The following is a 24185-nucleotide window of genomic DNA, read 5'->3' as shown; positions in this document are numbered from 1 at the left end:
CGGTTCCGTTCGCCTGAGAGGAGCCGACCACGTTCGCAAACGAGAGAAATCGGGAGGACACGGTAGCCCCCTTTGGGTTCAGATCCGGGAATTTTTACTTTCGGCCGGACGTGCGCGTTTCTGAAGAAATGGCAGGTGGGCTAGTCCAATCAACAGCATGACAGGCGTAAACAAGCGTAGCGCGATTGCCGCTGTCTCCGCATGCAGATCGTCAATCCCTATCCCGATCAGGAGTGCGCGAATGGACACTTCCAGAACACCTATGCCACCGGGGACCATGGACATCAGCATGATCGCCGTTGAGGCTCCAACAAGGAAACAGCCTTGCCAGACGTTCAGGTTGACATCGACAAGATGAAAAATGAGCAGCCAGGACGCCAGTGTCGCGCCCCATTTGATAAAGGTGAGGAGGCCGAGAGTCAGCAAGTTCGCCAGCGGCAAGGCAGGCCCTGAAAACGGCTGGAGACGGCGCCCAAAAGACCTGTCGCCGAGCCATGCGACCAAGAGCTTCAACAACTGGGGTGTTGCAAGCCCCATCAAGGCAATGGCCAGCAGTGTCGCTGTTGAAAACCAGGCCAGCCCGGTCTGCAGGTAGACCAGCCCCGCCATTCCCATGGCGAGCATGGTGAACACATCAAGAAGCCGTTCCGAGGCGACGTTGATCGCCGAGCTGCCCATCTTCAAGCCGGCGGACTGAGCAAACTTGATCTTGACCAGTTCCCCCAGTTGAAACGGAGTCACGATCGAGATGCCCTGAGCGAAGGCCACATAGCAATAGACAGGCCCGACGACATCGAGGCGCCATGGCAATTGGCTGACGGCTATCCAGCGTAGCGCCCCGCAAACAAAGACCAGGATTGTGGTCACGGACATGACAAGCAACAACGATCCGATCGGAAGCAGAGGCAACCTTGGGAGAATATCGTTCCAATTAAACTGGTAGTAGGCAAGCCAGCAGCACGCCACTGCCAATAGGGCCGGCCAATAACGCCAAATCCAGGCTTTCATATTGCAGACCTTACAAAGCGCTGATGTCTTGATGTCACCGCTCGCCAAACGATTGACACAAGATCCAACCCGCCTGTTGCGGGATTGACGCCGACCAGTGGTGACGGGAGGTGACGACTAGCGATGAAGGCAGAGAAGTGCAAGGGCAAGTGTCTGGTGGCGCGCAAATAGCGTTTGAGGTGTCGATGGGGGCGACGGCCTCACGCCACTGCCTTGGCCTGCAGTTTTTCCTGCTGACGGCCGATCCAGGCGATCAGGGCTTCGAGCGGCATCGGGCGGGCGAAGAAATAGCCCTGGGCGATGCGGCAGCCGAGCATTTGCAGCACGGTGGCGTCGTTTTCCGTCTCGACACCCTCGACCACGATGTCGAGCGACAGGGCATAGCCAAGGCCGACCAGGGCGGCGATGAGGTCCTGGTTGTTGCGGCTTTCGGCGACATTGCGCACGAAGCTGCGGTCGATCTTCAGCCGGTCGATGCGCAGGTCGATGAGGTAGGCGAGGGAGGAATGGCCCATGCCGAAATCATCGACGGCCAGCTTGTAGCCGGCGTTTTCCAGCCGCTTCAACTGTTCGCCCGCGCCTTCGGTGTCGAGGATCGCCTCTTCGGTGATCTCCACTTCCAGCAGCGACCGGTTGATGGCGTGGCGGCTCGTGACCTGCTCCAGCATATCGGCAACGCTGTAGAGTGCGAATTCGCGCGGCGAGATATTGATGGCAACAGTGGTTTCCGCCAGGCCAAGCGACGGCAGGCGCTCCAGCAGCAGGCAGACATGGGTGGCGATATGGGTGGTCAAGGTCTCCGCCAGATGCAGCGCCTGGGAAGCCTGGACGATTTCAGGCGGGGAAATGGCGCCAAGCTGCGGGTGGAACCAGCGGATCAGCGCCTCGAAACCCGTGACCTTGCCGCTGGCCAGCTGGCATTGCGGCTGGAACCAGACTTCGATCTGACCGGTGGCGATGGCGTGCTCCAGGTCACGCTCGACGGAGCGCTGTCGGTCGATATGGGATTTCAGGCTTGGGTCGAATTCCTGCAGCCGGCGGCGGCCTTTCTCCTTGGCCTCGTACAGCGCCATGTCGGCGCTGGCCATCAATTCTTCTGAGGTCTGCGCCTGGCCGGGGAAGGTGGCCAGGCCGATGCTGGCGCCAACGACCGAGGCCGTTCCGCCGACGGCAATCGGCGTGCGGCTCAGTGTCAGGAATTGTTCGCCGCGGGCTCGGGCTCGTTCGGTGACGCCATGGCCTGATATGATGACGGCGAACTCATCGCCGCCCAGCCGGGCGATAAGGCCCTCGTGGCCGATGGCGGTGCGCAGGCGCTGGCCGATCTCCTGCAACACGAAGTCGCCGGCGCTGTGCCCGAGCGTGTCGTTGATCGCCTTGAAGCGGTCGAGGTCGATCAGCATCAGCGCCACTTCGCCGCCATTGTCGCGTGCGGCCGCGGTGTCGGCTAGTAGCCGGCTATTGAACAGCGAGCGGTTGGCAAGCCCGGTGACTGCATCGCAGCTTGCGAGGATTTCGAGCCGACCATTGGTCTGCAGAATATCCCGGTTCGCCTGGGCCAGGGACAAAGCGAGTTCGGTCGCCTCCAGCTTTGCCTTTTCGTTGCTGATGAAGACTTTTTCCGCACTCATCGAATGGCGAAGCATGGTGAGCGCGAACGCCAGGACGTTGACCAGCACGATGAGGGCGGTAACGCTGCCATTTCCGGCCAGAGACAGGATGATCGAAATCTGCACCGGCATGGCGAAGGCAAGGGCTACGCGCGAGCAGCCCATGCCCTTCAGGATCGCACCGGCGGAGATGCCGACCAGGATCACATAGATGCCGGCGTCGCGTCCTGTTCCCTCAAAATTCGCGATGCAGAAGGGAAGGGCGGCCCAGGAGAGGCCCGAGAACAGCGAGCCAAGCGCAAGCAAGGTCAGTGCCCGTTCCGGCGACTTTTCGATCCGGCGGTCAGCCTGGACATGGGAGGCGATGAGCATGCGTGCGAGTAGGGCGCACATCGTGACCGCTGCCCAGACGACCAGGGTCGTCGAAATGGGTCTGTCGACGGAGACGATGAGAAAGGCGGACGCGGTGACGATGCAGCTGATGATCAGTTGCTGGTTATGCTCCGCCATGACCATTTCGGCCTGGGCTTTTCTGATGGCTGGCAAGAACGACGACATCCCCAGTCGCTTCTCCTCAAGCAATGGCCAGGGCCAAAACAGTCCGCTGATCCCGTCGGCTTTCGTGATCGTCTTATTTTGGGGACCATGTCATGATTGTCATAAGATAGATTTAACGCGCAGGTGGTTTCCCGCGTGCCCTTTTCAGGCTGAATTGCGCCGCAATAGCCTGGCAATTGCCCTGATGACCGTGGTGAGGCAGTATCGCGGCACAACAACACTGCGATTCCGCTTTGCCCGCTCTTCTCTCCAGGAGGCACTAAGCGACGCCATCATTCCGGGAAATTCCATGGCATTTCTGACCAATCCGGCCGCGATCTGGCCCATCATCATGCTCTGCGCTTCCAATGTGTTCATGACCTTTGCCTGGTATGGACACCTGAAGTTCAAGCAATCGGCACTGGTGACTGTGATCCTGGTGAGCTGGGGCATCGCCTTCTTCGAATATTGCCTGGCGGTTCCCGCCAATCGACTGGGTTCGCAATATTATACGGCGGCGCAGTTGAAGACGATCCAGGAAGTGATCACGCTGCTGGTGTTCTCGGGTTTCTCCGTGTTCTTCCTGAAGGAAAGCCTGACGATCAACCATGCCATCGGCTTTGCCCTGATCGTGATCGGTGCGGCTTTCGTGTTTCGCGGTTGAGTGGCGCGGCAGAGGACCGCGCCCCTTGCGATGGGCTTGGCCTCATGCGGCGGCGATGCGGGGATGATCCGTCAGCTTCCATGCCGGCACGGCAATCGCCAGCATCAGGACGACATTCAACATCACGTTGAGCAAGGCACCTGACGCATAGGAACCTGTGCTATCGACCACGAACCACGCGAGCGTGCCTTCGATTAACAGGAGGCGTGCGAGCGCCGGATCGCGCGGGAGGAGCCGGCTTACCACCAGCCACATCATGGTGCCCCAGCCGACCATGACGCCGCCACTGATGGCGGCGAAGACCCGGGTTTCCGGGGCGGCCAGGCTCTGGCTGCCGTCGAAGGGCCAGAACACCAGATCCGCAAGCAGCGTTGCGGGCAGGGCCGTGGCGGGGTGTGCTCCGAGCGCGACGATAAGACCGAAGCCGATGAGGAAGGCGCTGGTCAGCTTCAGCCAGAAGGCGGGTAGAGCAGTGGACATCTGTGTCTCCTTTCGATGGGTTGCCGCCCGACGATCCGGCCAAACAGGTGGTGTTTCAATTACCTCCGAGGTCAGTGACGGCTCACCTTTGCCGTGGCATAAAACGGCATAAGGAGGCGCCAATGACACGGGATTTTGCACAGCAGTTGAAGACTTGGCGTGGGCGCAGGCGTCTCAGCCAATTGCAATTGGCGCTGGAAGCGGAAGTCTCCGCCCGGCATATCGCCTTCCTGGAGACCGGCCGGGCCCGTCCGAGCCGCGCCATGGTGCTGCGGCTGGGAGACGCGCTCGACATGCCCCGCGCCGAGCGCAATCTTCTGCTGGATGCCGCCGGTTTTCGGGCGGCCTATGGCCAGCGCAGCCTGGACGACGCGGCTCTGGAGCCGGTGCGCAAGGCGATCGCCCACATGATCCGCGGGCACATGCCCTATCCCGCCTTCGTCTTCGACCGGCACTGGACCATCCTCGACGCCAATGACAGCGGACTGACCATGCTCGGCGGCTTCGGGCTATCGCAGGGGCAGAGTTTTCTCGAATTCCTGCTGCAGCCGGACCGAGGTGCAGAGCTGGTGGAAAACTGGGAGGAGGTCGCAGCGCATCTGGCCTCGCGTTTTCGGCTGGAAAGCGCCCATCTGGGCGGCGATGCGCTGCTCGAGCGTGCGGCGGCCGCTCTGGCGCGACAGGGCGGCGAGACAGCCCATCTGCCTTCTGCCGACCTGCCGCCCGTTGTGCCCGTGCGGTTTCGCTTCGGCGGCGAAGTCTATCCGATGTTTTCGACCATCACCCAGTTTGGCACGGCGGAGGATATTGCCCTCGCGGATATCAAGATCGAGATGTTCTTTCCCGCCGATGTGGCGACGGAAACACTGTTCGCCCGGATGGCGGGCGTGGCTGACCTATGAAGACGGCACTGGCGTGGGCTTGCCATGCTGATCGAGCGCCACCATGACAAAGGTGGCCTGGGTGACCTTTTCCATGGTTGGGCTGAGATAGCGCTGCGCCCAGACTTCTACCGAGAGCGTGATCGAGGTCCGGCCGACCCGGGCGATATCGGTATAGACGCACAGCGTATCGCCGATCTTGACCGGCATGGCGAAAGCCATTTCCTGCACGGCGGCGGTGACGACACGCCCGCCGGCGCGCTCGGCGGCACGGATGCCGCAGGCCAGGTCCATCTGGGCCATGACCCAGCCGCCGAAGATATCGCCCGCGGCATTGGCATCCCCCGGCATGGCCAGCGTGCGCAGCGTCATCTCTCCCTTAACGGCGGCATTTGGCGTCATGCTTGTCTCCCGAATCTGGCTCTGGCACGATGTGTGATGCCCAAACCTATGCAGAAAATGCAGGCCGGACAACGTCATTCCCGCTGAATTCGCCGGCACCTTATGTGAATTCTTACGAACGAAAATTTTTATATTAGAATGTAAGAAATCGACAACGATTTGGGCTATTATGCCATGAAGAGTTGCCCGCCACCCGACATCTCTGAAGGCGGAAGGGCACCATGTATCGAGGCGAGCCATGATCGGCGCGCCAAGCGTCACATACCATCGCGCGTGGCTCCTCCTCCGCGCTTGGGCCGCCGGCGTCCTCCTCCCAGCCCGCGGTCCTCAGACCGCCGGTGGCATGATGCCACTGGCGGTTTCTTCTTTCCTACCCGTGGCATCCCATGACCTGGATCAAGGCCAAGCCTTACCCGGATGCCATATTCTTCTCCCAGGGTTAGGTTAAACGAGCTGCGGGATATCAATGTCAAACATCCTGATCATCCAGGGCCATCCGGATGGTAGCGTGCGGCATTTCTGTCATGCGCTCGCCGATGCCTATGCCGAGGGGGCAACGGAGGGCGGACATGAGGTGTCTCGTCTCGACCTGTCGCAGATCGAATTTCCGCTGCTGCAGTCCCAGGCGGAGCAGGAGGGTGGTGCTGTGCCCCCTGCGATTGCTGAGGCGCAGACGCTGATCGCCGCAGCCCAGCACGTTGTGGTCGTCTTCCCCTTGTGGCTGGGAGATATGCCGGCGCTGGTCAAAGGCTTTTTCGAGCAGGCACTGCGGCCGGGCTTTGCCTATTCGCAAAAGGGCAATCCGATGTCGCCGGGGCTGCTGAAGGGACGGTCGATGCGGATTGTCATCACCATGGGCATGCCGGGCTGGTATTACCGGCTGGTTTATGGCGCCCATAGTCTCAAGGCGATGCGGATCGGCATGTTCGGCTATGTCGGGTTCCGGCCGGTTCGAGCCAGCATCGTGGGCAATGTCGCGGGCAAGGATGCGGCCCCGCACGATGCCTGGCTGGCGGAGATGCGAAAGCTCGGGCGGCTGGCGCGGTAGGGTGAGGGCGCGGCCCGGCCGTGGCCGTTAACCTTGCCGCTCAATGAAGTTTTTACATCAAAGGCGTAGGGTTTTGGCAGTGGCTGCCGCTGGCGGCCAATGACGGAATTGTAGCTCGTATGTCGTCCCATTCGGAACTGCCGCGTTTTCTGGTGCTGGCCCTCGCCCTTGGTGGTGCTGCCAGCTGTTCCAGCAGTGGCCGGATGCCGCCGGAGCCGATCGGTTATGCCGGCCCGGCCCGGCCGCCACGGCATGAAATGGTGCGCGAGGGCCGCGTCGAGGACCCGCCATCCAATCAATATGCCGAGGACCTGCTGCAGGTCCCGGAAAGCAGCGCCAGCTATGGCTATGCAGATACCGGCATGGCGCCTCCCATCCAGAACGCCTATGGCGCCGAACCGCAATCGGCGCCGCTGGATGCCATTGCTGAGGCCAGCGCCGAACCGCTCTATACACCGGAGGCCAGCCAGACCACGGTTTCCGGCGATGTCTCCGACATCAATTCCGAGGGCATCAACATCGATGCCGAACTCGGCGTGGCGGGGGCTGCGGCAGCGGATCCGCTGCTTGTGCCGCCACAGGCAGATGGTCCTCCTCCGATCGACGGCATACCGCTGAAGCGCCGCCAGCCACCGCAGCAGCAGGTGCTGACCCCGCCACCGCCCGGCAGCCACCTGACGATTGCCGAGGACAATCCGAGCCAGGTCGTGGTCGATGGCATCGGCACCGATGCCCCTGTGGTGGTGCAGAACTGACAGGGCGGCACGGAAAAGCAGCCGGCGCGGAGGCCGGCTGCTGACACGGAGCGGCTGTGTGGGGGACGTCGCCGCCGGGTGGCTGAAAATCGCTTGCTGAAACTCGCTGGGCAGAAAATGGCTTGGGCAGGCGATCATCGATGCGCGGCCGCAATAGCGTACCGCAAAGCCGATATCGTTCCTTGCTTGCACTGCAGCATGGCCTAAGAAGATCACGGTTTGATGACTGATCCGACCGGATCGTCGCCGCCTGAAGGATCTGTCCATGCCGCCGATTGCCGATATCCTGTTGTTTGCCGTGATGCTGGCCGCCGCAGGTGCTGTTTCCGGCCTGCTGGCGGGGGTGTTCGGGATTGGCGGCGGCGCGGTGCTGGTGCCGGTCTTCTACCAGGTGTTCGGCTATGCCGGCATACCCGAGGATGTGATCATGCATCTGGCCGTCGGCACATCGACGGCGCTGATCGTGCCGACCTCGCTGCGCTCTTTCCGGGCGCATCTGACACGCGGGGCTGTCGATATGGGGCTATTGAAGGGCTGGCTAATCGCGGTTCCGGCCGGCGCGTTGCTGGCGACCGTCGTCGTCGCCTTCGTCTCCAGCGAGGGATTGCGGCTGTTCTTCGCGGTCATGGGCCTGGTGCTGGCGGCGCGCATGCTGTTTCTCTCCAACCGCCTGCATATGGGCACCGAGCTGCCGGGCCAGCCCTGGCGGTTCCTTGTCGGCGTCGGGATCGGATTGTTTTCCGGACTGATGGGGGTCGGCGGCGGGGTGTTCAACAACACCTTCATGACGCTTTATGGCCGACCGATCCATCAGGCGGTGGCGACCTCCTCCGGCGTGGGCGTGCTGATCTCGATCCCCGCCTTTTTCGGCTTCATCTATGCCGGCTGGGGCGAGCCGGGGCTTCCGCCCTTTTCAACTGGCTATGTCAACTGGATCGCCTTTGCCGTGATCTTCCCGATCGCCATGGTGGTCACGCCCTATGGCGCGCAGATCGCCCATAGCCTCAACAAACGGCAGCTGGAACTGGGCTTTGCGCTGTTCCTGCTGTTTGTGTCGGCGCGGTTTTTCTGGAGCCTGGTGGGCTGAGAGGGCGGGGCTCGCCCGCGACGGGCGATCGGAATACCGAATGGATATCGGCCCCACCTTCTCAGAGTTTGTAGCCTCAGTTAGCGTCGGCGCGGTTCAATTTTCTGGTTGCGCTCCAATCAAGGTTCGCGTTATGCAGTCAGGGGAGACAGATTGATGATTAAAAACACTTTGGAAGGTGCTTCTAACGCTTGGGTTGCTTTCGTTGATGTTTATGGTTTCACTCAACTCCTTAGAGATTCTAAGGGAAATCTTGTAGATCTTCATCGGCGTATCGAGCAGGCTCAAAAAGCTTCCCAAGTTCGGTTCGAGAAAAAGGGGGTAAAATATTTTCCCTTTTCGGACAATCTGTTCATCGCCGTTCCGACTACTGGGTCTAATAACGCAGACGCCCTTGAGTTGCTTCTCAGTGCGGTACGGGAAGCTATAGACAAACATATTGTTCAGGATTTACCTTTGCGCGGTGGAATCGCATTTGGCCCAGTCAGTTTTTCTTCTGGCCTGCTGGTCGGCGAACCAGTAATTCGTGCCGTTGAGTATGAAAAGAGCGTTGGCCTGCCAATGGTCATTCTACCCGAATACGAGACGAGCGTGTGTGCCGACATACACGGATTGATAAAGAAATTTATTAAGATACCATACCCGGCGTCAAGCTCTCGACCGGGCATACTCTCAGTTTGCACAATCATTCCAAAACGTCCTCATGGGTATGTTGAATACGCCAACCGCCGGATGGAGCAATTCAGCATAAATGGACCACCCCATGTGGCTTTCGCATGGCAAGAGGTAGTCAAGTTGATCGGACAGAATTAACAAAATGAGCGCAGATAGTGACGACCTTCAGGCCAACATAGAAAAAAAGATCTTTGAAGCTCTAAGCTCCAGTTTCTCGGCAAAGGCGGAGGAACTCATAGATTTTTCGACTGATGAAGATGCTGAACCCATTGATATCATTCAATATCATGTAGAGTTGCCGACCGGCAATTCCAGTAAGCAGTATTCGGACTCCGCTTCATTTGGGGATGGTCGCGATAGTCCTGAGGTGAAGAAGCTCTCGCAGACAGACAAGTTGGAATCGCATATCCATCGACGACTTGGTCACATCGCCGTAAACCCGCGTGACCAGTATAACACCAGCGCCCTTATCAATGCATACTGCTACACCGGCACCGACCGGGTCCAAGATCCGACAGCCAAAGATTATGGAGAGATAACTGTAGCAAATGGGTCGCGAGAAAATGCGAAATACTTCGTAGACCGGCTAGTTGAAATTGCAAAGGAACAGGCCAAGATATTGGCCACGACGGTCGATTCTCAAGGCAAGGCAATGAATGCTGCGAGAGCTACTTTGCTTTTTGGCCCGAAAGGCGCGGGTAAGACATTCTTTCTCAATCACTTGCTCTCGACGTACAATACGTATTTCGATGAGAGGAAGGTTATATGGGTGCGCGTAAGTGTCGTAAACGACTTAGGTTATGATGATCGGCTTCAGGACTGGATAAACGCCCAGGCAGCTAAGATCATATTGCGTTACTATAACGAGCAATCTTGGCATTTCACAAAGCCGGTCAGGAACGCGATCGATATCGAGCGATATTTTCGCGAGACAGTTCTATCGCAAAAATCAAAAGCGGATAGAGCGAAGATCATCCAAGAACTCCAAAGAGCCCGGCAGATATTCGAGGATGGCGGTGCCCCCGAGACAGGCGTCCAAGACGCGGTATTGTCCGACAAGGTGATATCGCCCCGTATCGCGAACTGGGTTATAGCAGCCGCACGCAAGAGCGGATATAGTTTTATCTGTGCGATCGACGGCTTAGACCTGATGGAGATAACCAGAAGCTATCGGCAGCGCTTCAACAAAATCGTCGCACAGTCGATGGAATTGGTTAACAGTAAAAAGCGCACGGGCATGGGAATGCTCATCGTAACACGCACTGGCACTTTAAAAAACATTCTGAAACCAGATTTCAAGGACACATTCGACAATGCTCAAGTCGGTGAGTTCGCCCTTGATACGATTCCTCTAAGGAAAGTCCTGACACAGCGGCTTGAATACGTCGCCGAGGAGATCCCAATCTTGGAGGCTGCGGGTCAACTCCGCTTGAATGCAATAGATTTTAAACAGCACCTCAGTGATTTCAGTGATTTTCTTCACGCCTCGGACGGCGAGCATAACGAAGAACCCGGTGCCTTTCTTGACTCACTTGAGCGTATACAAGGAGGAAATCTTCGCGCCAAAATGCACATGCTCCAATACAAATATTTCGAATTCGTCTCTATGTTGCCGCGCAAAGCTGTATCCTATAGGGCCGTAGAGGCATTGATGAAGGCTGGCCGACGCCTTCCTCCTGTCGCCTATCGTTATGTGCTGACCGAAAAAGGTGTGTTGCGGGTACTGGGGAGTCAACAGAAATATGATTCACGTTTCCTGCCTTCGCTATTTCGGTTTCCTTACCCCCAGAAGAGGGTTGCAACCAGACGAAGGTCGCCGTTTATAGTCGCAGAAGTAGGATGGCGGGTCGATACGTCTTACATTCTGATAATGCTGCGATTGATCCAGTTGCTCGATCTCAATCAAAAATACCTAAGGCAAATGCAACCCAGAAATCGCGGAATTCCGCAAACGAGCTTGAACGTTGGCGACGTCATGACTCAGATGAGCTATTTGTTCGGTTACGATCGAGGCGCAGTGCTCGCATCTCTGGAGGAGTTGTATGAGCATCAGATCATAGAATTTGAAAATACAAATTTGAACTTTGAGAACTCTCAAGACATGGAAGACAACGAGGTTGTCTGTCTCCCAAAACTAGAGTTGTTGCTCAATCGCCTGACTTCAGACGTTGCCTATCTCAACATGTCGGCTATGCGTTTGCCTTTGCCGCAAAGAGCGTTCAAAGATATGGAGGTGCCTTTCGTTGATGCGGCAAGTCTTGATACTGACGCCGACACGTTCGAGCGATGGATCGTTGTAAAAATCACAAACGTCATTAGTGTGGTTCGACTGTTCGGTTTCGTGAACCGCAGGCAGGAAATCAAAGTCCAACGTCTAAGTGCAGATGGCTGGAAGCAGGAGCCTGAGCACAGCAGGTTCTATGACTTTTGCCTCGCTGAAGATGTATTTTCTCTCCATTCGAAGGTCTCTCAAGCGGCCGAGGATCAACTTCGGAGAATAATCGCAAGTATAAAAGGTAATCATGATCTAGCGGCGGTCTCCGCACGACTAGATAGCTACATCTCGCAGTGGTGCTAATTATCTAGCGGCAAAAAGTCTGAATTGTCTCAGCAGATCTTGAAGCGGATAGCCGCCGGCAGGCCCGGCCGCTACTGCGTCCTCACACCACAACCCCGGTCCGATTGCTCGACATCGTCAGCTTTCGTTCCGCGCGTTCCTGCTGCGGCGAGCGATTGTAGAGTTCGCGATAACACTTGGAGAAGTGTGAGGCGGAGACGAAGCCGCAGGCGACGGCGACTTCGACGACGGGCATGGACGACTGGACGAGCAGGTGGCGGGCGCGGTCGAGCCGGATTTCGAGATAGTAGCGGGCAGGCGAGCGACCCATTTCCTGCCTGAAGAGGCGTTCGATCTGGCGGCGGGACAGGCCAGCATCGTCGGCGATCTCCAGGAGCGACAGCGGCTCGGCAAGATTGCTTTCCATCAGCTCGATGATCGAGAGAACCTTGGAGTTCTGGACGCCGAGACGCGCCCTAAGCGGCAGGCGCTGGCGATCGTGGGGGCTGCGAACGCGGTCCGTCAAGTGCTGTTCGCAAACCCGGTTGACCAAGCCTTCGCCGAAATCCTGGCCGATGATATTCAGCATCATGTCCAGCGATGCGGTACCGCCGGCGCAGGTGTAGAGATTGCCGTCGACTTCATAGAGGTCGGCATAGACTTCTGCCTGGGGAAAGGCCTCGGCAAAGCCCGGCAGGTTTTCCCAGTGGATGGCGCAGCGTTTGCCATTGAGCAGGCCCGCCTGGGCCAGCACATGGGCGCCCGTACAGAGGCTGCCGACGATGGCGCCGCGATTATAGGCTTCACGCAACCAGGCATTGACCGATTTGTTCGAGAATTCCTCGACATAGATGCCGGAACAGACCATTACCATGTTCGGCCGATTCTCGCCGCTCAGGTAGCGGCGCTCGTCGGCCAGTCCGCCATTGACCTCGATGCCGATGCCCGAGGAGGAATAGACTTTTTGGCCATCGACCGAGGCCAGACGCCATTCATATGCCTGGTAGCCTAGCATGCGATTTGCGATGCGCAGCGTCTCGATGGCGCCGGCAAAGGGCAGCATGGTGAAATGCGGCACGAGGAAAAAAACCAGGGAACGCTTCTTGGTCTGCGATTTGCTCATGTGAGGGCCCGTGCGCGGCGAAAGATGCTCATTCCTTGCTTGGAATTCGTCATCTCGATAGCTCAAAAGCGACACTAGCATGGAAATGCGCGGCGTGGCCCACCCGCCGCACAAAATACGCAGATTTTTCTTCCGAGTTTTCCGATTGCGACTTGAGGGGCGGCCCCTATGGCGGCCTCAGGCCATAAGTGACTGTATCGCTTGCGCTTCCGCGGAGGGTGGTTCAACCACCTCCACCAGGGGCTATTGGCCTCTTCGCGACTCCGGCACGGGCCCGCGCGCGGGGTCGTTAGCGGCGCGACGGGTTCAGGCGGTCGGCGCCGGGCCAGCCGATATCCTTGCGCAGGTCCGCCGGCATGGACTCCAGGGCGCGGAGCTGTCTGCGCTGCTGCCACCATCTGCCCAAGCGTTCGGCGGCACTGACGGATGTCTGCAGGAAGGCGGCGGTATGGGATGACCGGCGCGGTTGCCGGGTCATCCGAGCATCATAACTTACCAAGGTCATCATCTTATCCTCACGGTTGTGCGCCCGTTTGGCGCGTGATCACTCTTTTCATTGCAGGCTTCATCAATCAAACGAATGTTTATGATGTTATCGATCATCAAAATTGATGATTAGTCGACCCGATCGTTTCCAGGCCAGTTGAGGTCGTGCCGCACATTGTGGGGCAGGGCCTGCATTTCCCGCGACAGGTTGCGTTCGAGGTGTCGTCTTTTGCGGCGCTGCTGCCAGCGTCCATACATATCGCTGATCAGTCTCAGGGCGGATGCCAGGATCATCTGCGCTCTCCCATCTTGATTGCCGATGGACTGATCCTTCGCCTGCATTGACAATCAATCAAATGCAATGATATGTCTTTTATGTTCAATATAATTGAAGGTGCCGTGATGGGATCACTGGAACAGCAAGTCCTTCCGCTGCTGGAAATCGATGTGCTCAGAACCTTCGTGGCGATTGCGGATTCCGGCAGTTTCTCGGCCGCCGCCGAGCGGGTGTTCCGGACGCCATCGGCCGTGTCCATGCAGATCAAGAAGCTCGAGGATCAACTCGGGGCGCCGCTTTTCCTCAGGGATGCGCGCTCGGTATCGCTCACCCACGGCGGCGAAACCCTGCTGACCTATGCGCGGCGCATCCTCGCGCTGTCAAACGAGGCCGTCAGCCGCTTCCGGATGCCGGAAATGCGCGGCGTCGTGCGGCTCGGTGCGCCCGACGATATCGGCGAACGTTTCATGCCGACCATCCTCCGGCGCTTTGCGGAGGTTTATCCGGCGATCATGGTCGACCTGACGGTGGATACCAGCAACCAGTTGCGCCGGCGGCTGCAGGAGCAGCGGCTGGATCTGACGCTGGTCAATACATCGCCGGGCGTGACCTCGATCGAGGGCGAAATCATTCATACGGAGCAGCTTGTCTGGGCCGGCGCCCGCTGCGGCACGGCGCATCTGCGCGAGCCATTGCCCGTGTCGATCTGGGAAGACGGCTGCTGCTGGCGGGCCGACGCTCTGTCTCGGCTGGAAAAGGAAAAGCGGCCCTATCGCATCGCCTATCTCAGCGCCCATACAATGGCACAGCGGGCCGCCGTGGTGGCGGACCTTGCGGTGGCGCCACTGCCACGCAGCTACCTGACCTCTGACATGGTGGCCCTCGGTGCCAAGAACGGCCTGCCGGAACTCGGAAGCTTCCAGGTGCGCCTGCTGACATCAGGCGATGCATCGGAACCGGTCAAGGCCGTCGCCGACAGTGTGCGATTTGCCTTCGCGGAACTGCTCAGCCTCGCGGCGTGACAAGCCCTATCCGGGGGAGAAAACGCAGACATGGCCATTGGCAGCAGATGTCGCCGAAGACGATGATTCCTCAGTGGAATTTCTCGCCGCGCTCCAGTTGATCGAGGATCTGCTGCATGCGCTTGTTGCGGGTTTCGGTGCCCTTGGCAGTCTGGAGGCGATAATAGATCGGATAGAGGTTTTTTCGATCAAGGGTTTGAAAAAAGGCCTTGGCCGCTGGCCTTGTTTCCAGTGAGGTCAGAAAATCTTCGGGAATAGTCATGGTGGCAGAGCCTGCATAGGCGCTGTCCCAACGACCATCCTGTCGCGCGGCCTGGACGTGGGCCAGCCCTGCAGGCATCATGCGGCCTTCGGCGATCAAACGTTCAGCATGTTCGCAGTTCTTCCTGGACCAGTTGGACTTTGCTTTTCGGGGCGTGATGCGCTGGACATAGGAATTGGCATCCAGCGACTGTTTCTGGCTGTCGATCCAGCCATAGGTTATGGCCTCGATCACGCAATCGGCCCAGGTGACAGAGGGCGTGCCAGAGCCCGCCTTATAGATCCGTATCCAGAGCTCCGTGGCGCTGTCATGATTCTCGGCCAGCCACAAAGCGAGCTCGCCTGAGGTTGCGAAAGAGCGGGTGATTTGCGGGGTCGGGCTCATGACCGCTGTCTAGAATAATGTGAGCAGTCTTGGAAGGCTTTAGGCTGTAGTGACAAATTAATCATTTGAGCCATAACATTATGCTGGCGATTTTGATGAAGCCCATGAAGTTGGCAGCGATTTTGTCGTAGCGAGTGGCGATGCGCCGCCACTGCTTGAGCTTTGCGAAGAAGCTCTCGATACCCCATCGTGCCTTGTAAGCGATGCGGTCATAATCATGCTGATACTTGTGATGCCGGCGCGGCGGTATCACCGGTTCGCCGCCCTGTTCGAGGATAATGTCATGAAGGCTGTCGGCGTCATAGGCGCGGTCTGCCAGCACCTGTTTGGCCGACATGCCCCTAACGAGATCGCCAGCCGGAGCCATGTCATTTTGCTGGCCTGGTCCGAGGTGGAAGCGCACCGGAAGGCCGAGCGTATCGACTACTGCATGGATTTTTGCTGCCAAATCCGCTGCGGGAGCGACCGAGAGCCTGGGCTTGCGGTCCCCCCTTTTTCGTCGGCCACCGCCGGCTTGAGCCTGAGCGCGGATGACTGTCGCATCGATCGAAAACCACTCCAGGTCAGGATCGACGGCTACCGCCTCGAAAATCCGATCGAACACACCTTGTTCAATCCAAGGATAGTAGCGGCGCTTCAGCGTCTGATAAGGGCCGAACCGATCCTCGGGCAGATCTCGCCAGCGCGCACCTGATCGCGCCAGCCATAGCACCGCGTCAAAGAACTGACGCCCGTCACTGCGCGGACCCCGCTTGCCTTTGCGACCGCCGGGAACGAACGATTTCACTCGATCCCACTGATCATCGCGAAGAACTTCCCCATCCATCACCGACCTCCAAAAGTCAGTGTTGAATCTGATTTGCTGCCAAAGCGGAATCCCTCCCCCCTAAATTGTCACCACAGCCTAGATGTTTAAGGCCCAGTCTGCGATCTGCCGATTATCAACATCACTCGCGGCTTCTGCGTCTCCGACGTCCACCGCCTTCGCCATCGCCGTCCGACAAGATCTTCCGCTCGGGCAGCGTGACGGCAGCCGAGAGTTTCGGGAAGGGGTCGACCTTGTTGGGCAGGGCCATGGCGTCGATGAAGAGTTGCTGGAAATGCGGCTCCAGCGCCGTCTCGATCTTCTCGATGCGGGTGACGGTTTCCTCGATCTCGCGGCGGTGGCCCCGGTTGAGCAGCGCCATCAGCGCGCCGGTGCCGGCGGCATTGCCGACCGCCTTGACCTCGGACAGGTCGCAGTCCGGGATCAGGCCCAGCACCATGGCATATTTCGGATCGATGAAAGAGCCGAAAGCGCCGGCGAAGCGGATGGTATCGACCGTATCGACGCCGAGCTTTTCCATGAGCAGCTTGATCCCCGCATAGAGCGCGGCCTTGGCCAGCTGAATGGCGCGCACGTCGTTCTGGGTGACAGTGATCTTCTGCGCACCCTCATGCAGCAGGTAGGAGAAGGTGCGGCCGTTTTCCAGGATGCGCGAGCTTTTTGCCGCCATCGCACCATCGACGACGCCATCAGCGGAGATGACCCCGGAGAGATACATCTCGGCCACGACCTCAATGATGGCGGAGCCGCAGATACCGGTGATGCCGGTCTTTTCCGCGGCTTCGGCAAAGCCCTCCTCGTCCGACCATTGCTCGACGCCGATGACCTTAAAACGCGGTTCGAGCGTCTGCGGGTCGATCCGGACGCGTTCGATGGCGCCAGGCGCCGCGCGCTGGCCGCAGGAGATTTCCGCACCCTCGAAGGCCGGACCTGTTGGCGACGAAGCGGCCACGGTCCGCTCGCGATTGCCGAGCACAATCTCGGCATTGGTGCCGACATCGACCATCAGCATCATCCGGTCCTGGCGATGCGGGCCTTCGGCCAATGTCGCTCCGGCGGCATCTGCGCCGACATGGCCGGCGATGCAGGGCAGGAGATAGGTGCGGGCGCCGGGATTAAGCGCGAGCTCGATGTCCCTGGCCTGGCAGGAGACGGCACCCGATACGGCCAGCGCGAACGGCGCCTGGCCGAGTTCGGTCGGATCGATGCCGAGGAACAGGTGGTGCATGATGGGGTTGGCGACGAAGACCGAGTCGAGGATGTCAGTTCGGCTGACACCTCCTTCGGCGCAGACCTTGTCGGTGAGTTCGGATACCGCCTGACGCACGGCCTTTGTCATGGCCTCGCGTCCGTCAGGGTTCATCATCACGTAGGAAACGCGGCTCATCAGATCCTCGCCGAAGCGGATCTGCGGGTTTGACGTGCCGGAGGAGGCGACCACGCGGCCCGACAGCAGCGAGACCAAATGCATGGCAATGGTGGTGGAGCCGATATCACAAGCAAGGCCATAGGCCTCGTTGTGCAGGCCGGGCCACAGCGCCGTGATGGTGGGCCTAGAGGTTTCGAGATCGCGGTGGATGGCGGCGGTGACCGTCCAATTGCCCTTTCGCAGGATCTTCTGCACGAGCGGATAGAGATAGGGCTCGACCTGCAGGTCTCTCAGGCCCCAGTCTTTCTCCAGCATCACCTTAAGACGATCCAGGTCGCCCAGCGGTTTGTGCATGTCGGGCTCGTCGACTTCGACATAGCAGAGATGGATGGCGGGGTTGCGCTCGATCACCCGGTCGCTGGCGGCCTTGCGCACCACCTGGGCGTTGACGACCGTATCCTGCGGCACGTCGACGACCAGGTCTCCAAGGATCGTGGCCGAGCACGAGAGGCGCCGGCCCTCCGGAAGGCCCCGAACGCGGTCATAGCGCTCTTCCTTCGGACCGACGGGCGAGATGTGGTCATTGGACGAGGTGATGCCGTGCTTGGCGAAATTGCCTTCCTGGACCTCGATCTGGCAGCGCCCGCAGGTGGCACGACCGCCGCAGACGCTCTCGACATAGACGCCAAGCTGGCGCGCGGCCTCCAGCACCGGCGTGCCGACCGGGAAGCGGCCACGCTTGCCCGAGGGCATGAAGAGAACGAGGGGATCGATGTCGGTCATGAGCGATGCATTTCCTGAGAGGCATGGAAGCAAGGGGCGTGACTAAGCGGGATTCCTGCCGATGTCGAGAGGACCGCCTCGCCCCTCACCCTAACCCTCTCCCCGTAAACGGGGCGAGGGGACTGGCCGCGTTCCCGCTTGTGTCTTCTCCCCGCCCGCGGGGAGAAGGTGCCGGCAGGCGGATGAGGGGTTGGTGCACAAACCTATTCCGTCGCCGCTCCCGCACCGGCCCGTGCCGCGCGGCCACCACGACGACCTGACGCGGCAGCCGGTGGCGTGGTGGAGGCGGCGCCAGCTTCCGCGGGCTTGTGGTCGCGATAGGTCATGATCCAGTTGCCGCAATTGGGATCGGTGCCGTTCAGGACGTTTGCGGCGCGGACGGCTTCCATTTCCTGCGGGCGGCAGGGGTTCATGATGGCGGACGTCATGCCGGCGCCAATGACCATGGGGATGAAGCCGGCATTGATGCCGTGGCGGTGCGGCAGGCCGAAGGAAATGTTGGACAGGCCGCAGGTAGTGTTGACCTTCAATTCGTTGCGCAGGCGGTGGAGCAGGGCGAAGACCTGCCGGCCGGCGTCACCCAGCGCGCCGATCGGCATGACGAGCGGATCGACGACCACGTCTTCCGGCTTGATGCCGTAGTCCATGGCGCGCTCGACGATCTTCTTGGCGACGGCGAAGCGCACGTCGGGATCCATGGAAATGCCGGTCTCGTCATTGGAAATGGCGACGACGGGCACGTTGTACTTGGCGCAGAGCGGCAGGATGGCCTCGAGCTTTTCTTCCTCGCCGGTGACCGAATTGACCAGCGGACGACCCTTGGCGACCTTGAGCGCGGCCTCGATGGCGGCGGTGACGGAACTGTCGATCGACAGCGGCACGTCGACCAGGCCCTGGACGATTTCGAGCGTCTTGACCAGGAGAGCCGGCTCGGTTTCGTTGGGGTTGACGGAGGTGACGCCGGCATTGACGTCCAGCATGGTGGCGCCGGCCGCGACCTGTTCCAGCGCGTCCTTGATCACGGTGTCGAAATTGCCCTCGATCATCTCGGCGGCCAGCTTCTTGCGGCCGGTCGGATTGATCCGCTCGCCGATGACGCAGAAGGGCTGGTCGAAGCCGATGATGATTTCCTTGGTGGCGGACGCGACGATGGTACGGGTCATGTGGATCTCCGATAGGGCCTGAGGACACTGTTTGCCAACGGGCCGGTGGATGCAAGGTGTCGGTCGCGGGCGCGGCTGCGGCGCCCACAGGGTTCATCAGTGCGGCTGTTGTGCCGCCTTATTCGCCAGCGCCTGCTGGTCCTGGGGCGGTTCGGAGGCGATGTCGGCCATGCGATCGGCGACTAGGCTATCACCACGGCCAGCCTCGCGCTTCCAGGGTTGCCGGCCTTTCAGCACGCCCGACTCGGCGACGATCTCGGCCACATATTCCTCCTGGCGATAAGCCATGACATGCACGCCGGAAACGCCCTCGATCTCCTTCACCTCGTTGATGATGTCGATACAGAGTTGCTTGCCTTCCTTCTTCTGGTCCTGCGCACCCTCAAGGCGGGCAATGACGGAATCGGGAATATGGATGCCCGGCACGTTGGAGCGGATCCACTTGGCTGTCTTGGCTGAGGCGAGCGGTCCGACACCGACGAGGATGTAGCATTTTTCATGGAAGCCGAGGTCGCGGACCTTCTTCATGTAGTCACGGAACATCGGCACGTCGAAGCAATACTGGCTCTGGACGAACTGGGCGCCGGCCTCGATCTTTTTGCCGAGACGATAGGGGCGGAAATCATAGGGTGGGGCAAAGGGATTGATGGCGGCTCCCAGGAAGACCTTGGGCGGCGTGGTCAGCTTGCGGCCGGACAGGAATTTCGAATTGTCGCGCATCGTGCGCACGGTTTCCAGGAGCGACATGCAGTCGAGGTCGAAGACCGGCTTGGCGCCGGGCTGGTCGCCGGCCTGGACCCCATCGCCGGTGAGGCAGAGGATGTTCTGCACGCCCATGGCGGCCGCCCCCAGCACATCGCCCTGGATGGCGATCCGGTTCTTGTCGCGGCAGGCAATCTGCATGATCGGCGCATAACCCATGCGGGTCAGAAGGGCGCAGATGCCGACGGAGGACATGTGGCAATTGGCGCCCGAAGCATCCACGGCGTTGATGCCGTCAACCCAGCCGTCGAAGACCTTGGCACGCTCGTAGACGTCTTCCGGGTCGGCGCTGTCGGGCGGATTGAGTTCGGCGGTGACGGCGAATTCGCCGCGGCGCAGAACGCGCTCCAGACGGCCAAGCGAGGAATGGCCGGGAAGGGGATCGAGCGGCAGATGCGCGCCACGGGGGTTTTCATCAATCTGGGCCATCGTCATGCATCCTTGCCCGCGGTTTCCCGCAGCGCCGCCGCCTGTGCCGTGACCCGCAGCCAGGACGAGGTTTCCCGCAGTGACTGATTGACCGGCTTCTGCACGTTCAGGATAGCATCACCACCCGCCATGTTGCGCGATCCGTTCCAGGCTTGCACCCAGACGCAGGGCATATCCGGTTCCACTTCGCAATTGCCATTGGCGCGCACGCCGCCGCAAGGGCCGTTGCGCAGTTGTTTGGGACAGTTCATCGGGCAGGACATGCCGGTGGAGGAGAGCACGCACTGGCCGCACATGCGACAGTCGAACAACACGCCCTTGACGTTGCGCTCGACGAAGGTCACCGGCCGCTCCACCGTGTTGTAGCCGAGCGCCTTCCACAAGGGATGCAAGAGCAGGAAGGCATGGGCGAAGCGGTTGTAAAACCATTCGAGGAAGCGAGAATTGCGCACCGACCACAGCCGGATCGTATAGCTGCGGCGGCCGCGGCGGTTGGGCGAGACGCCTGAAGGTGTAAAGGCGCCGGTCGCGGCCTTGGCGGCCGGCGCGGCATTTCCCTTCTTTGGGGGACCGGGATCAACGAGTTTGGGCTCAGCCATCGTCGCGTCCTCCGGCATGGACCAGCGCGACCAGGCGGGGCTTGTCATAGGCGTCTTCGATTTCCGACACGGCCTTGTCGGCCTCGGCCTCCAGATCATCGCCGACGGGTGTCGGATCGCCCTTGCGCCACTCCGCCAGATAATCGCCGGACTCGGCGGCACCGCTGCGCATGGCGGCCATGTCGATCGCCTCGGTGAAGCGCAGGGACAGTTCGCGCTTGGCGCTGCGGCGACCCTGCTTGACGATGACCTGGGCGGGAATGTCGCGCCAGTAAACGATGATCTTGTCCGCCATGAAATCCTTCTCCCTTTAACGGGAGAATGCACCTCAGGAGGAGGTTTGACTACGCTTGTCACGACGTCGCAGTGAGCAAAAAGCGACGTCGCACAGAATTACCAGATGCCTTTGGTGAGGCCGTGCCAGACCCAGGTCCAGATGGCGGGCGGGAAACGCAGATGCGACGGCCCGGATGGCGATCGCGGCGCAAGCCGGCCTTCCAGGGTCTCCTCAACGGATTGACAGACAATCTCAACCGACGCGGCGGTCAGCAGCATGGGATAGGTGGAGATGAAGTCTTGCTTCGCCGGCTGCGGGCGGACTTCGTGAAGCGTTTCGCCGGTATCGATGCCCGCGTCGACGAGATGAACGGTCGCGCCGAAATTGGCTCTGTCGTTCTCCACCAGCGACCAATATCCGCCCATCTGTCCGCGATAGGCGGGATTGATCCCGGCATGAAGATTGATCACCGGGCAGGGCATGGCGGCGAGCGTCGCACGCTTCATCAGCCGCGTGGAAACCAGAACGACCACGGAGGGCGAAATCGTCCGGACAAGATCCAGCGCCTTGCCATCGTTGATCGAGCCGACGTGATGCACCGGAATGGCCGGATTGAGCACCGGCTGGGCGCCGTATTGGTGGCAGATTTCCGCCATGCGTTTGTTCGCCGCCTTCTTCAAAAGTCGGGACGCGATCATGGTGGCCAGTTGTCCGGTGGCCTGTAGCGGACCGAGCCGTCGCGCCCGCCGGCGCCAGATCTCAAGTTTGGATTCCGGATGCTCCTGGATCACGTGGACATCAGGCCAGCGGGCGCTGAGCGCGTTGATGACGATCGCGGGATTGGCGCCGCCGGCCGTCATCACGAGGATCGTCGCTTTCGCGTGGGAGGTCGGATCGGTCGACATCGAAGGCCTCTCAGAAAATCAGAGCCAGCAGCGCTCCAGCGGTGCATACGACGAAGGCGGCCAGCGCGATGGAGGCCAAGCCCAGGACACATCCGACGATGACGCCGATGCCGTCCCGCTGCGAATGGGTGAAGCCGATGATGGCGAGCGCAAAGGCCGGCGGCCAGTTACCGAGCGGGATGGGCAAGAAGACCACGACGGCAAGTATCAGGGCGAGAATGCCGATCAGGCGCTCGGCAAACCGGCTTTCGAGGAACCAGAAGCGCGGAACGACCAGCTTTTCCGCCCGCCGCAGCCAGGGTACCAGCCGCGCGACGATCAATTCGAATGTCTGGGGCTCCAGCCCGTAGTCGCCGACCCTGCGGGGAAAATAGACGCGACCCTGGGCAGAGGCGAACATCTGCCAGGAAATGAAAATCAGCGGCAACCCGAGGATGAAGGTTGCCCCCGGAGGCAGCGGAACGAGGTTGGGAAGCGTAAAGACCAGCAGAAAGGCTCCGAAGGAGCGATCCTGCAAGGCGATTGCGACATCGCGGATGGTGACCTTGCGATCGGTGGTTCGGGCCAGCCGTACCAGGAGGTCCGAGAGATGCTCCGGCTGGTGTTTTTCGCCGGCATGGGTGAAGTCCGATGCTGATGCTGCCGCCCTGTTGGTCACTGTTTTTGCCTTTTGTTGCATGCTTGACCTGAGCCGAGAGTGCAACAAAGCGGTTGTAAAGGCCTTAAAGCGAGAGGAAGCATCAGGCGTATTTTAACGGCAGCGTCAACAGGCGATTAATCAGGGAAAAGGGCAGCGAAGAGTACTAGACCTTACAGTGCGACAAGCTCCGTCTGGAGGTCGCCATAGCCGGTGAAGCGGTATTCGAAGGCAAGCCCCAGATAATCCGCCGCCGCCCGGGCTTTCTGCATGAGGTCGGGATCCTCTTGCTGACAGAGATAGACGACCTTCTGATAATTGCCGAAATACATGTCACGCAGTTGCGGATGCCGATCCAGCCCGAGCGGTTCGATGACAAAGGCTTCGAACTGGCGGGCGAGAAAATCCGTGAGGAAAAACGAGGTCACGTCATCATCGGCATTGGACGCGAAGGCGTCGTTTCCAGAGAAAAACGAGTAGCAATGCGGGCCAGCGAGGCGCTGCACGCCGAGGCGGTCACAGACCTGGTCCAGCAGGCCGCCGGTGCCGCAATCGGCATAGCCGACAAAGATCCGGGTTGCGCCGTTTGCGCGCGCCTCGGTGACGGCCTGCTCAACGCCGGGAGCGATTTTCTGCGGGTAGGCGTGCCAGATTGCCGGCAGGCATTGCAGCTCGATATGGGGCAATTGCTCGAGGCGGGTTACCGCCAGCACTTCGCGCGCAATCGCGCCGCAAGCGATGACGTGAACCTTTTCCGAATTGGTGCGTTGTGGGGCAGACAGATCAAACTGTTCCATTTCAACCGGGGAAGATCATCATGAGCACCGCCAAAGTTACGCTTGCCATTGCCCTTTTTGCATCCGTTGTCAGCCTCAGCGGCTGCGGCAACACCATCCGCGGCGTCGGTGCCGACACGGCCAATGCGGTCGACGCGACCCAGGATGCCGGCCGCAAGGTCGAGCGGGCCGCCCGCTAAACGCTCCGCAATGTGTCGGTAGAGGACGATCACGCCATGACCATGACCTCAGTCGCAAAATTCTCGGCGATCTACATGCTGGTAGCGGTTCTTGCCGGGACAGCATCCGCTTTCTGGCCTGCCGAAAACGGCGTTTCAGGCCGACAAGCTGGAGTCGATACGGCTCAGATCGTCCTGCGATGATTTAAGGGGAAACGCACG

The 24185-nt window shown here is 60.0% G+C and carries 27 protein-coding genes; 10 read left to right on the top strand and 17 right to left on the bottom strand.

Going from position 1 to position 24185, the window contains the following annotated elements; all coding sequences use genetic code 11:
- Nucleotides 1–78: 78 nt before the first annotated feature.
- Complete coding sequence (locus B9A97_RS23990) at nt 79–1008, bottom strand: lysylphosphatidylglycerol synthase domain-containing protein (protein ID WP_084368352.1); 930 nt, start codon at nt 1006–1008, stop codon at nt 79–81.
- A gap of 200 nt (nt 1009–1208) precedes the next feature.
- Nucleotides 1209–3164, bottom strand: a complete 1956-nt coding sequence (locus B9A97_RS23985) for a putative bifunctional diguanylate cyclase/phosphodiesterase (RefSeq protein ID WP_179145386.1) — start codon at nt 3162–3164, stop codon at nt 1209–1211.
- A gap of 301 nt (nt 3165–3465) precedes the next feature.
- Between B9A97_RS23985 and B9A97_RS23980 the strand changes: the two genes are divergently transcribed.
- The gene (locus B9A97_RS23980) at nt 3466–3819 is read left to right on the top strand and encodes a DMT family protein (protein ID WP_084368350.1); all 354 of its coding nucleotides are present in this window, start codon (nt 3466–3468) and stop codon (nt 3817–3819) included.
- A 42-nt stretch (nt 3820–3861) separates the two neighbouring features.
- On the opposite strand, the gene B9A97_RS23975 is transcribed toward B9A97_RS23980, so the two are convergent.
- Nucleotides 3862–4299, bottom strand: coding sequence for a hypothetical protein (locus B9A97_RS23975; RefSeq protein ID WP_084368349.1), 438 nt, complete (start codon nt 4297–4299; stop codon nt 3862–3864).
- A 122-nt stretch (nt 4300–4421) separates the two neighbouring features.
- Between B9A97_RS23975 and B9A97_RS23970 the strand changes: the two genes are divergently transcribed.
- Nucleotides 4422–5201 carry a helix-turn-helix transcriptional regulator gene (locus B9A97_RS23970; protein WP_084368348.1) on the top strand — a complete coding sequence of 260 codons (780 nt, stop codon included), beginning with the start codon at nt 4422–4424 and terminating at the stop codon, nt 5199–5201.
- On the opposite strand, the gene B9A97_RS23965 is transcribed toward B9A97_RS23970, so the two are convergent.
- Nucleotides 5196–5582 (bottom strand): acyl-CoA thioesterase, encoded by a 387-nt coding sequence (locus tag B9A97_RS23965; RefSeq protein WP_084368347.1) that lies wholly within the window; start codon nt 5580–5582, stop codon nt 5196–5198. The two genes, B9A97_RS23970 and B9A97_RS23965, sit on opposite strands and share 6 nt — an antisense overlap.
- A gap of 466 nt (nt 5583–6048) precedes the next feature.
- On the opposite strand from B9A97_RS23965, the gene B9A97_RS23960 reads away from it, so the two are divergent.
- The 5 genes from B9A97_RS23960 to B9A97_RS23940 all read left to right on the top strand — a co-directional run bounded on the left by B9A97_RS23960 (nt 6049) and on the right by B9A97_RS23940 (nt 11725).
- On the top strand, nt 6049–6630 hold the full coding sequence (locus B9A97_RS23960; RefSeq protein ID WP_084368346.1) for an NAD(P)H-dependent oxidoreductase: 582 nt from the start codon (nt 6049–6051) through the stop codon (nt 6628–6630).
- A gap of 119 nt (nt 6631–6749) precedes the next feature.
- The gene (locus B9A97_RS23955) at nt 6750–7385 is read left to right on the top strand and encodes a hypothetical protein (RefSeq protein ID WP_084368345.1); all 636 of its coding nucleotides are present in this window, start codon (nt 6750–6752) and stop codon (nt 7383–7385) included.
- Nucleotides 7386–7650: 265 nt separating this feature from the next.
- On the top strand, nt 7651–8472 hold the full coding sequence (locus B9A97_RS23950; RefSeq protein WP_084368344.1) for a sulfite exporter TauE/SafE family protein: 822 nt from the start codon (nt 7651–7653) through the stop codon (nt 8470–8472).
- 156 nt (nt 8473–8628) lie between these two features.
- Nucleotides 8629–9285 carry a hypothetical protein gene (locus tag B9A97_RS23945; protein ID WP_084368343.1) on the top strand — a complete coding sequence of 219 codons (657 nt, stop codon included), beginning with the start codon at nt 8629–8631 and terminating at the stop codon, nt 9283–9285.
- A 4-nt stretch (nt 9286–9289) separates the two neighbouring features.
- Complete coding sequence (locus B9A97_RS23940) at nt 9290–11725, top strand: hypothetical protein (RefSeq protein WP_084368342.1); 2436 nt, start codon at nt 9290–9292, stop codon at nt 11723–11725.
- Nucleotides 11726–11807: 82 nt separating this feature from the next.
- On the opposite strand, the gene B9A97_RS23935 is transcribed toward B9A97_RS23940, so the two are convergent.
- The 3 genes from B9A97_RS23935 to B9A97_RS29925 form a co-directional block, all read right to left on the bottom strand.
- Complete coding sequence (locus tag B9A97_RS23935; protein ID WP_084368341.1) at nt 11808–12827, bottom strand: GlxA family transcriptional regulator; 1020 nt, start codon at nt 12825–12827, stop codon at nt 11808–11810.
- Between the two features lie 289 nt (nt 12828–13116).
- On the bottom strand, nt 13117–13305 hold the full coding sequence (locus B9A97_RS23930; protein ID WP_084368340.1) for a YjiS-like domain-containing protein: 189 nt from the start codon (nt 13303–13305) through the stop codon (nt 13117–13119).
- A gap of 137 nt (nt 13306–13442) precedes the next feature.
- Nucleotides 13443–13607, bottom strand: coding sequence for a hypothetical protein (locus B9A97_RS29925; protein WP_179145385.1), 165 nt, complete (start codon nt 13605–13607; stop codon nt 13443–13445).
- A gap of 108 nt (nt 13608–13715) precedes the next feature.
- On the opposite strand from B9A97_RS29925, the gene B9A97_RS23925 reads away from it, so the two are divergent.
- Nucleotides 13716–14612, top strand: a complete 897-nt coding sequence (locus tag B9A97_RS23925) for a LysR family transcriptional regulator (RefSeq protein ID WP_084368388.1) — start codon at nt 13716–13718, stop codon at nt 14610–14612.
- Between the two features lie 70 nt (nt 14613–14682).
- Here B9A97_RS23925 and B9A97_RS23920 read toward each other — a convergent pair whose 3' ends face one another.
- The 10 genes from B9A97_RS23920 to B9A97_RS23875 all read right to left on the bottom strand — a co-directional run bounded on the left by B9A97_RS23920 (nt 14683) and on the right by B9A97_RS23875 (nt 23805).
- Complete coding sequence (locus B9A97_RS23920; protein WP_084368339.1) at nt 14683–15258, bottom strand: YdeI/OmpD-associated family protein; 576 nt, start codon at nt 15256–15258, stop codon at nt 14683–14685.
- 61 nt (nt 15259–15319) lie between these two features.
- On the bottom strand, nt 15320–16084 hold the full coding sequence (locus B9A97_RS23915) for an IS5 family transposase (protein ID WP_244564344.1): 765 nt from the start codon (nt 16082–16084) through the stop codon (nt 15320–15322).
- A gap of 121 nt (nt 16085–16205) precedes the next feature.
- Nucleotides 16206–18236, bottom strand: a complete 2031-nt coding sequence (locus B9A97_RS23910) for an ASKHA domain-containing protein (protein WP_084368338.1) — start codon at nt 18234–18236, stop codon at nt 16206–16208.
- Nucleotides 18237–18439: 203 nt separating this feature from the next.
- A complete protein-coding gene (locus B9A97_RS23905; RefSeq protein ID WP_084368337.1) occupies nt 18440–19399 on the bottom strand; it encodes a methyltetrahydrofolate cobalamin methyltransferase in 960 nt (319 codons plus the stop codon).
- Between the two features lie 96 nt (nt 19400–19495).
- A complete protein-coding gene (locus B9A97_RS23900; protein ID WP_084368336.1) occupies nt 19496–20590 on the bottom strand; it encodes a methylenetetrahydrofolate reductase in 1095 nt (364 codons plus the stop codon).
- Between the two features lie 2 nt (nt 20591–20592).
- A complete protein-coding gene (locus tag B9A97_RS23895; protein WP_084368335.1) occupies nt 20593–21189 on the bottom strand; it encodes a methylenetetrahydrofolate reductase C-terminal domain-containing protein in 597 nt (198 codons plus the stop codon).
- Nucleotides 21182–21484 (bottom strand): virulence factor, encoded by a 303-nt coding sequence (locus B9A97_RS23890; protein WP_084368334.1) that lies wholly within the window; start codon nt 21482–21484, stop codon nt 21182–21184. The genes B9A97_RS23895 and B9A97_RS23890 overlap by 8 nt, the downstream gene beginning before the upstream one ends.
- A gap of 98 nt (nt 21485–21582) precedes the next feature.
- Nucleotides 21583–22371, bottom strand: a complete 789-nt coding sequence (locus B9A97_RS23885; protein ID WP_244564343.1) for a formyl transferase — start codon at nt 22369–22371, stop codon at nt 21583–21585.
- A gap of 10 nt (nt 22372–22381) precedes the next feature.
- Nucleotides 22382–23029 carry an exopolysaccharide biosynthesis protein gene (locus B9A97_RS23880; protein ID WP_244564342.1) on the bottom strand — a complete coding sequence of 216 codons (648 nt, stop codon included), beginning with the start codon at nt 23027–23029 and terminating at the stop codon, nt 22382–22384.
- Nucleotides 23030–23181: 152 nt separating this feature from the next.
- Nucleotides 23182–23805, bottom strand: coding sequence for a DUF1638 domain-containing protein (locus tag B9A97_RS23875; protein WP_084368332.1), 624 nt, complete (start codon nt 23803–23805; stop codon nt 23182–23184).
- Between the two features lie 17 nt (nt 23806–23822).
- Between B9A97_RS23875 and B9A97_RS23870 the strand changes: the two genes are divergently transcribed.
- Nucleotides 23823–23984, top strand: a complete 162-nt coding sequence (locus B9A97_RS23870) for an entericidin domain-containing protein (protein WP_084368386.1) — start codon at nt 23823–23825, stop codon at nt 23982–23984.
- Between the two features lie 36 nt (nt 23985–24020).
- On the top strand, nt 24021–24167 hold the full coding sequence (locus tag B9A97_RS29920) for a hypothetical protein (RefSeq protein ID WP_179145384.1): 147 nt from the start codon (nt 24021–24023) through the stop codon (nt 24165–24167).
- Nucleotides 24168–24185 lie beyond the last annotated feature (18 nt).

The organism is Rhizobium sp. RU36D (assembly GCF_900176345.1).
Lineage (GTDB): Bacteria > Pseudomonadota > Alphaproteobacteria > Rhizobiales > Rhizobiaceae > Allorhizobium.
Note: the sequence above shows the minus strand (reverse complement) of the source record. Positions and strands in the feature narration are given on the sequence as shown.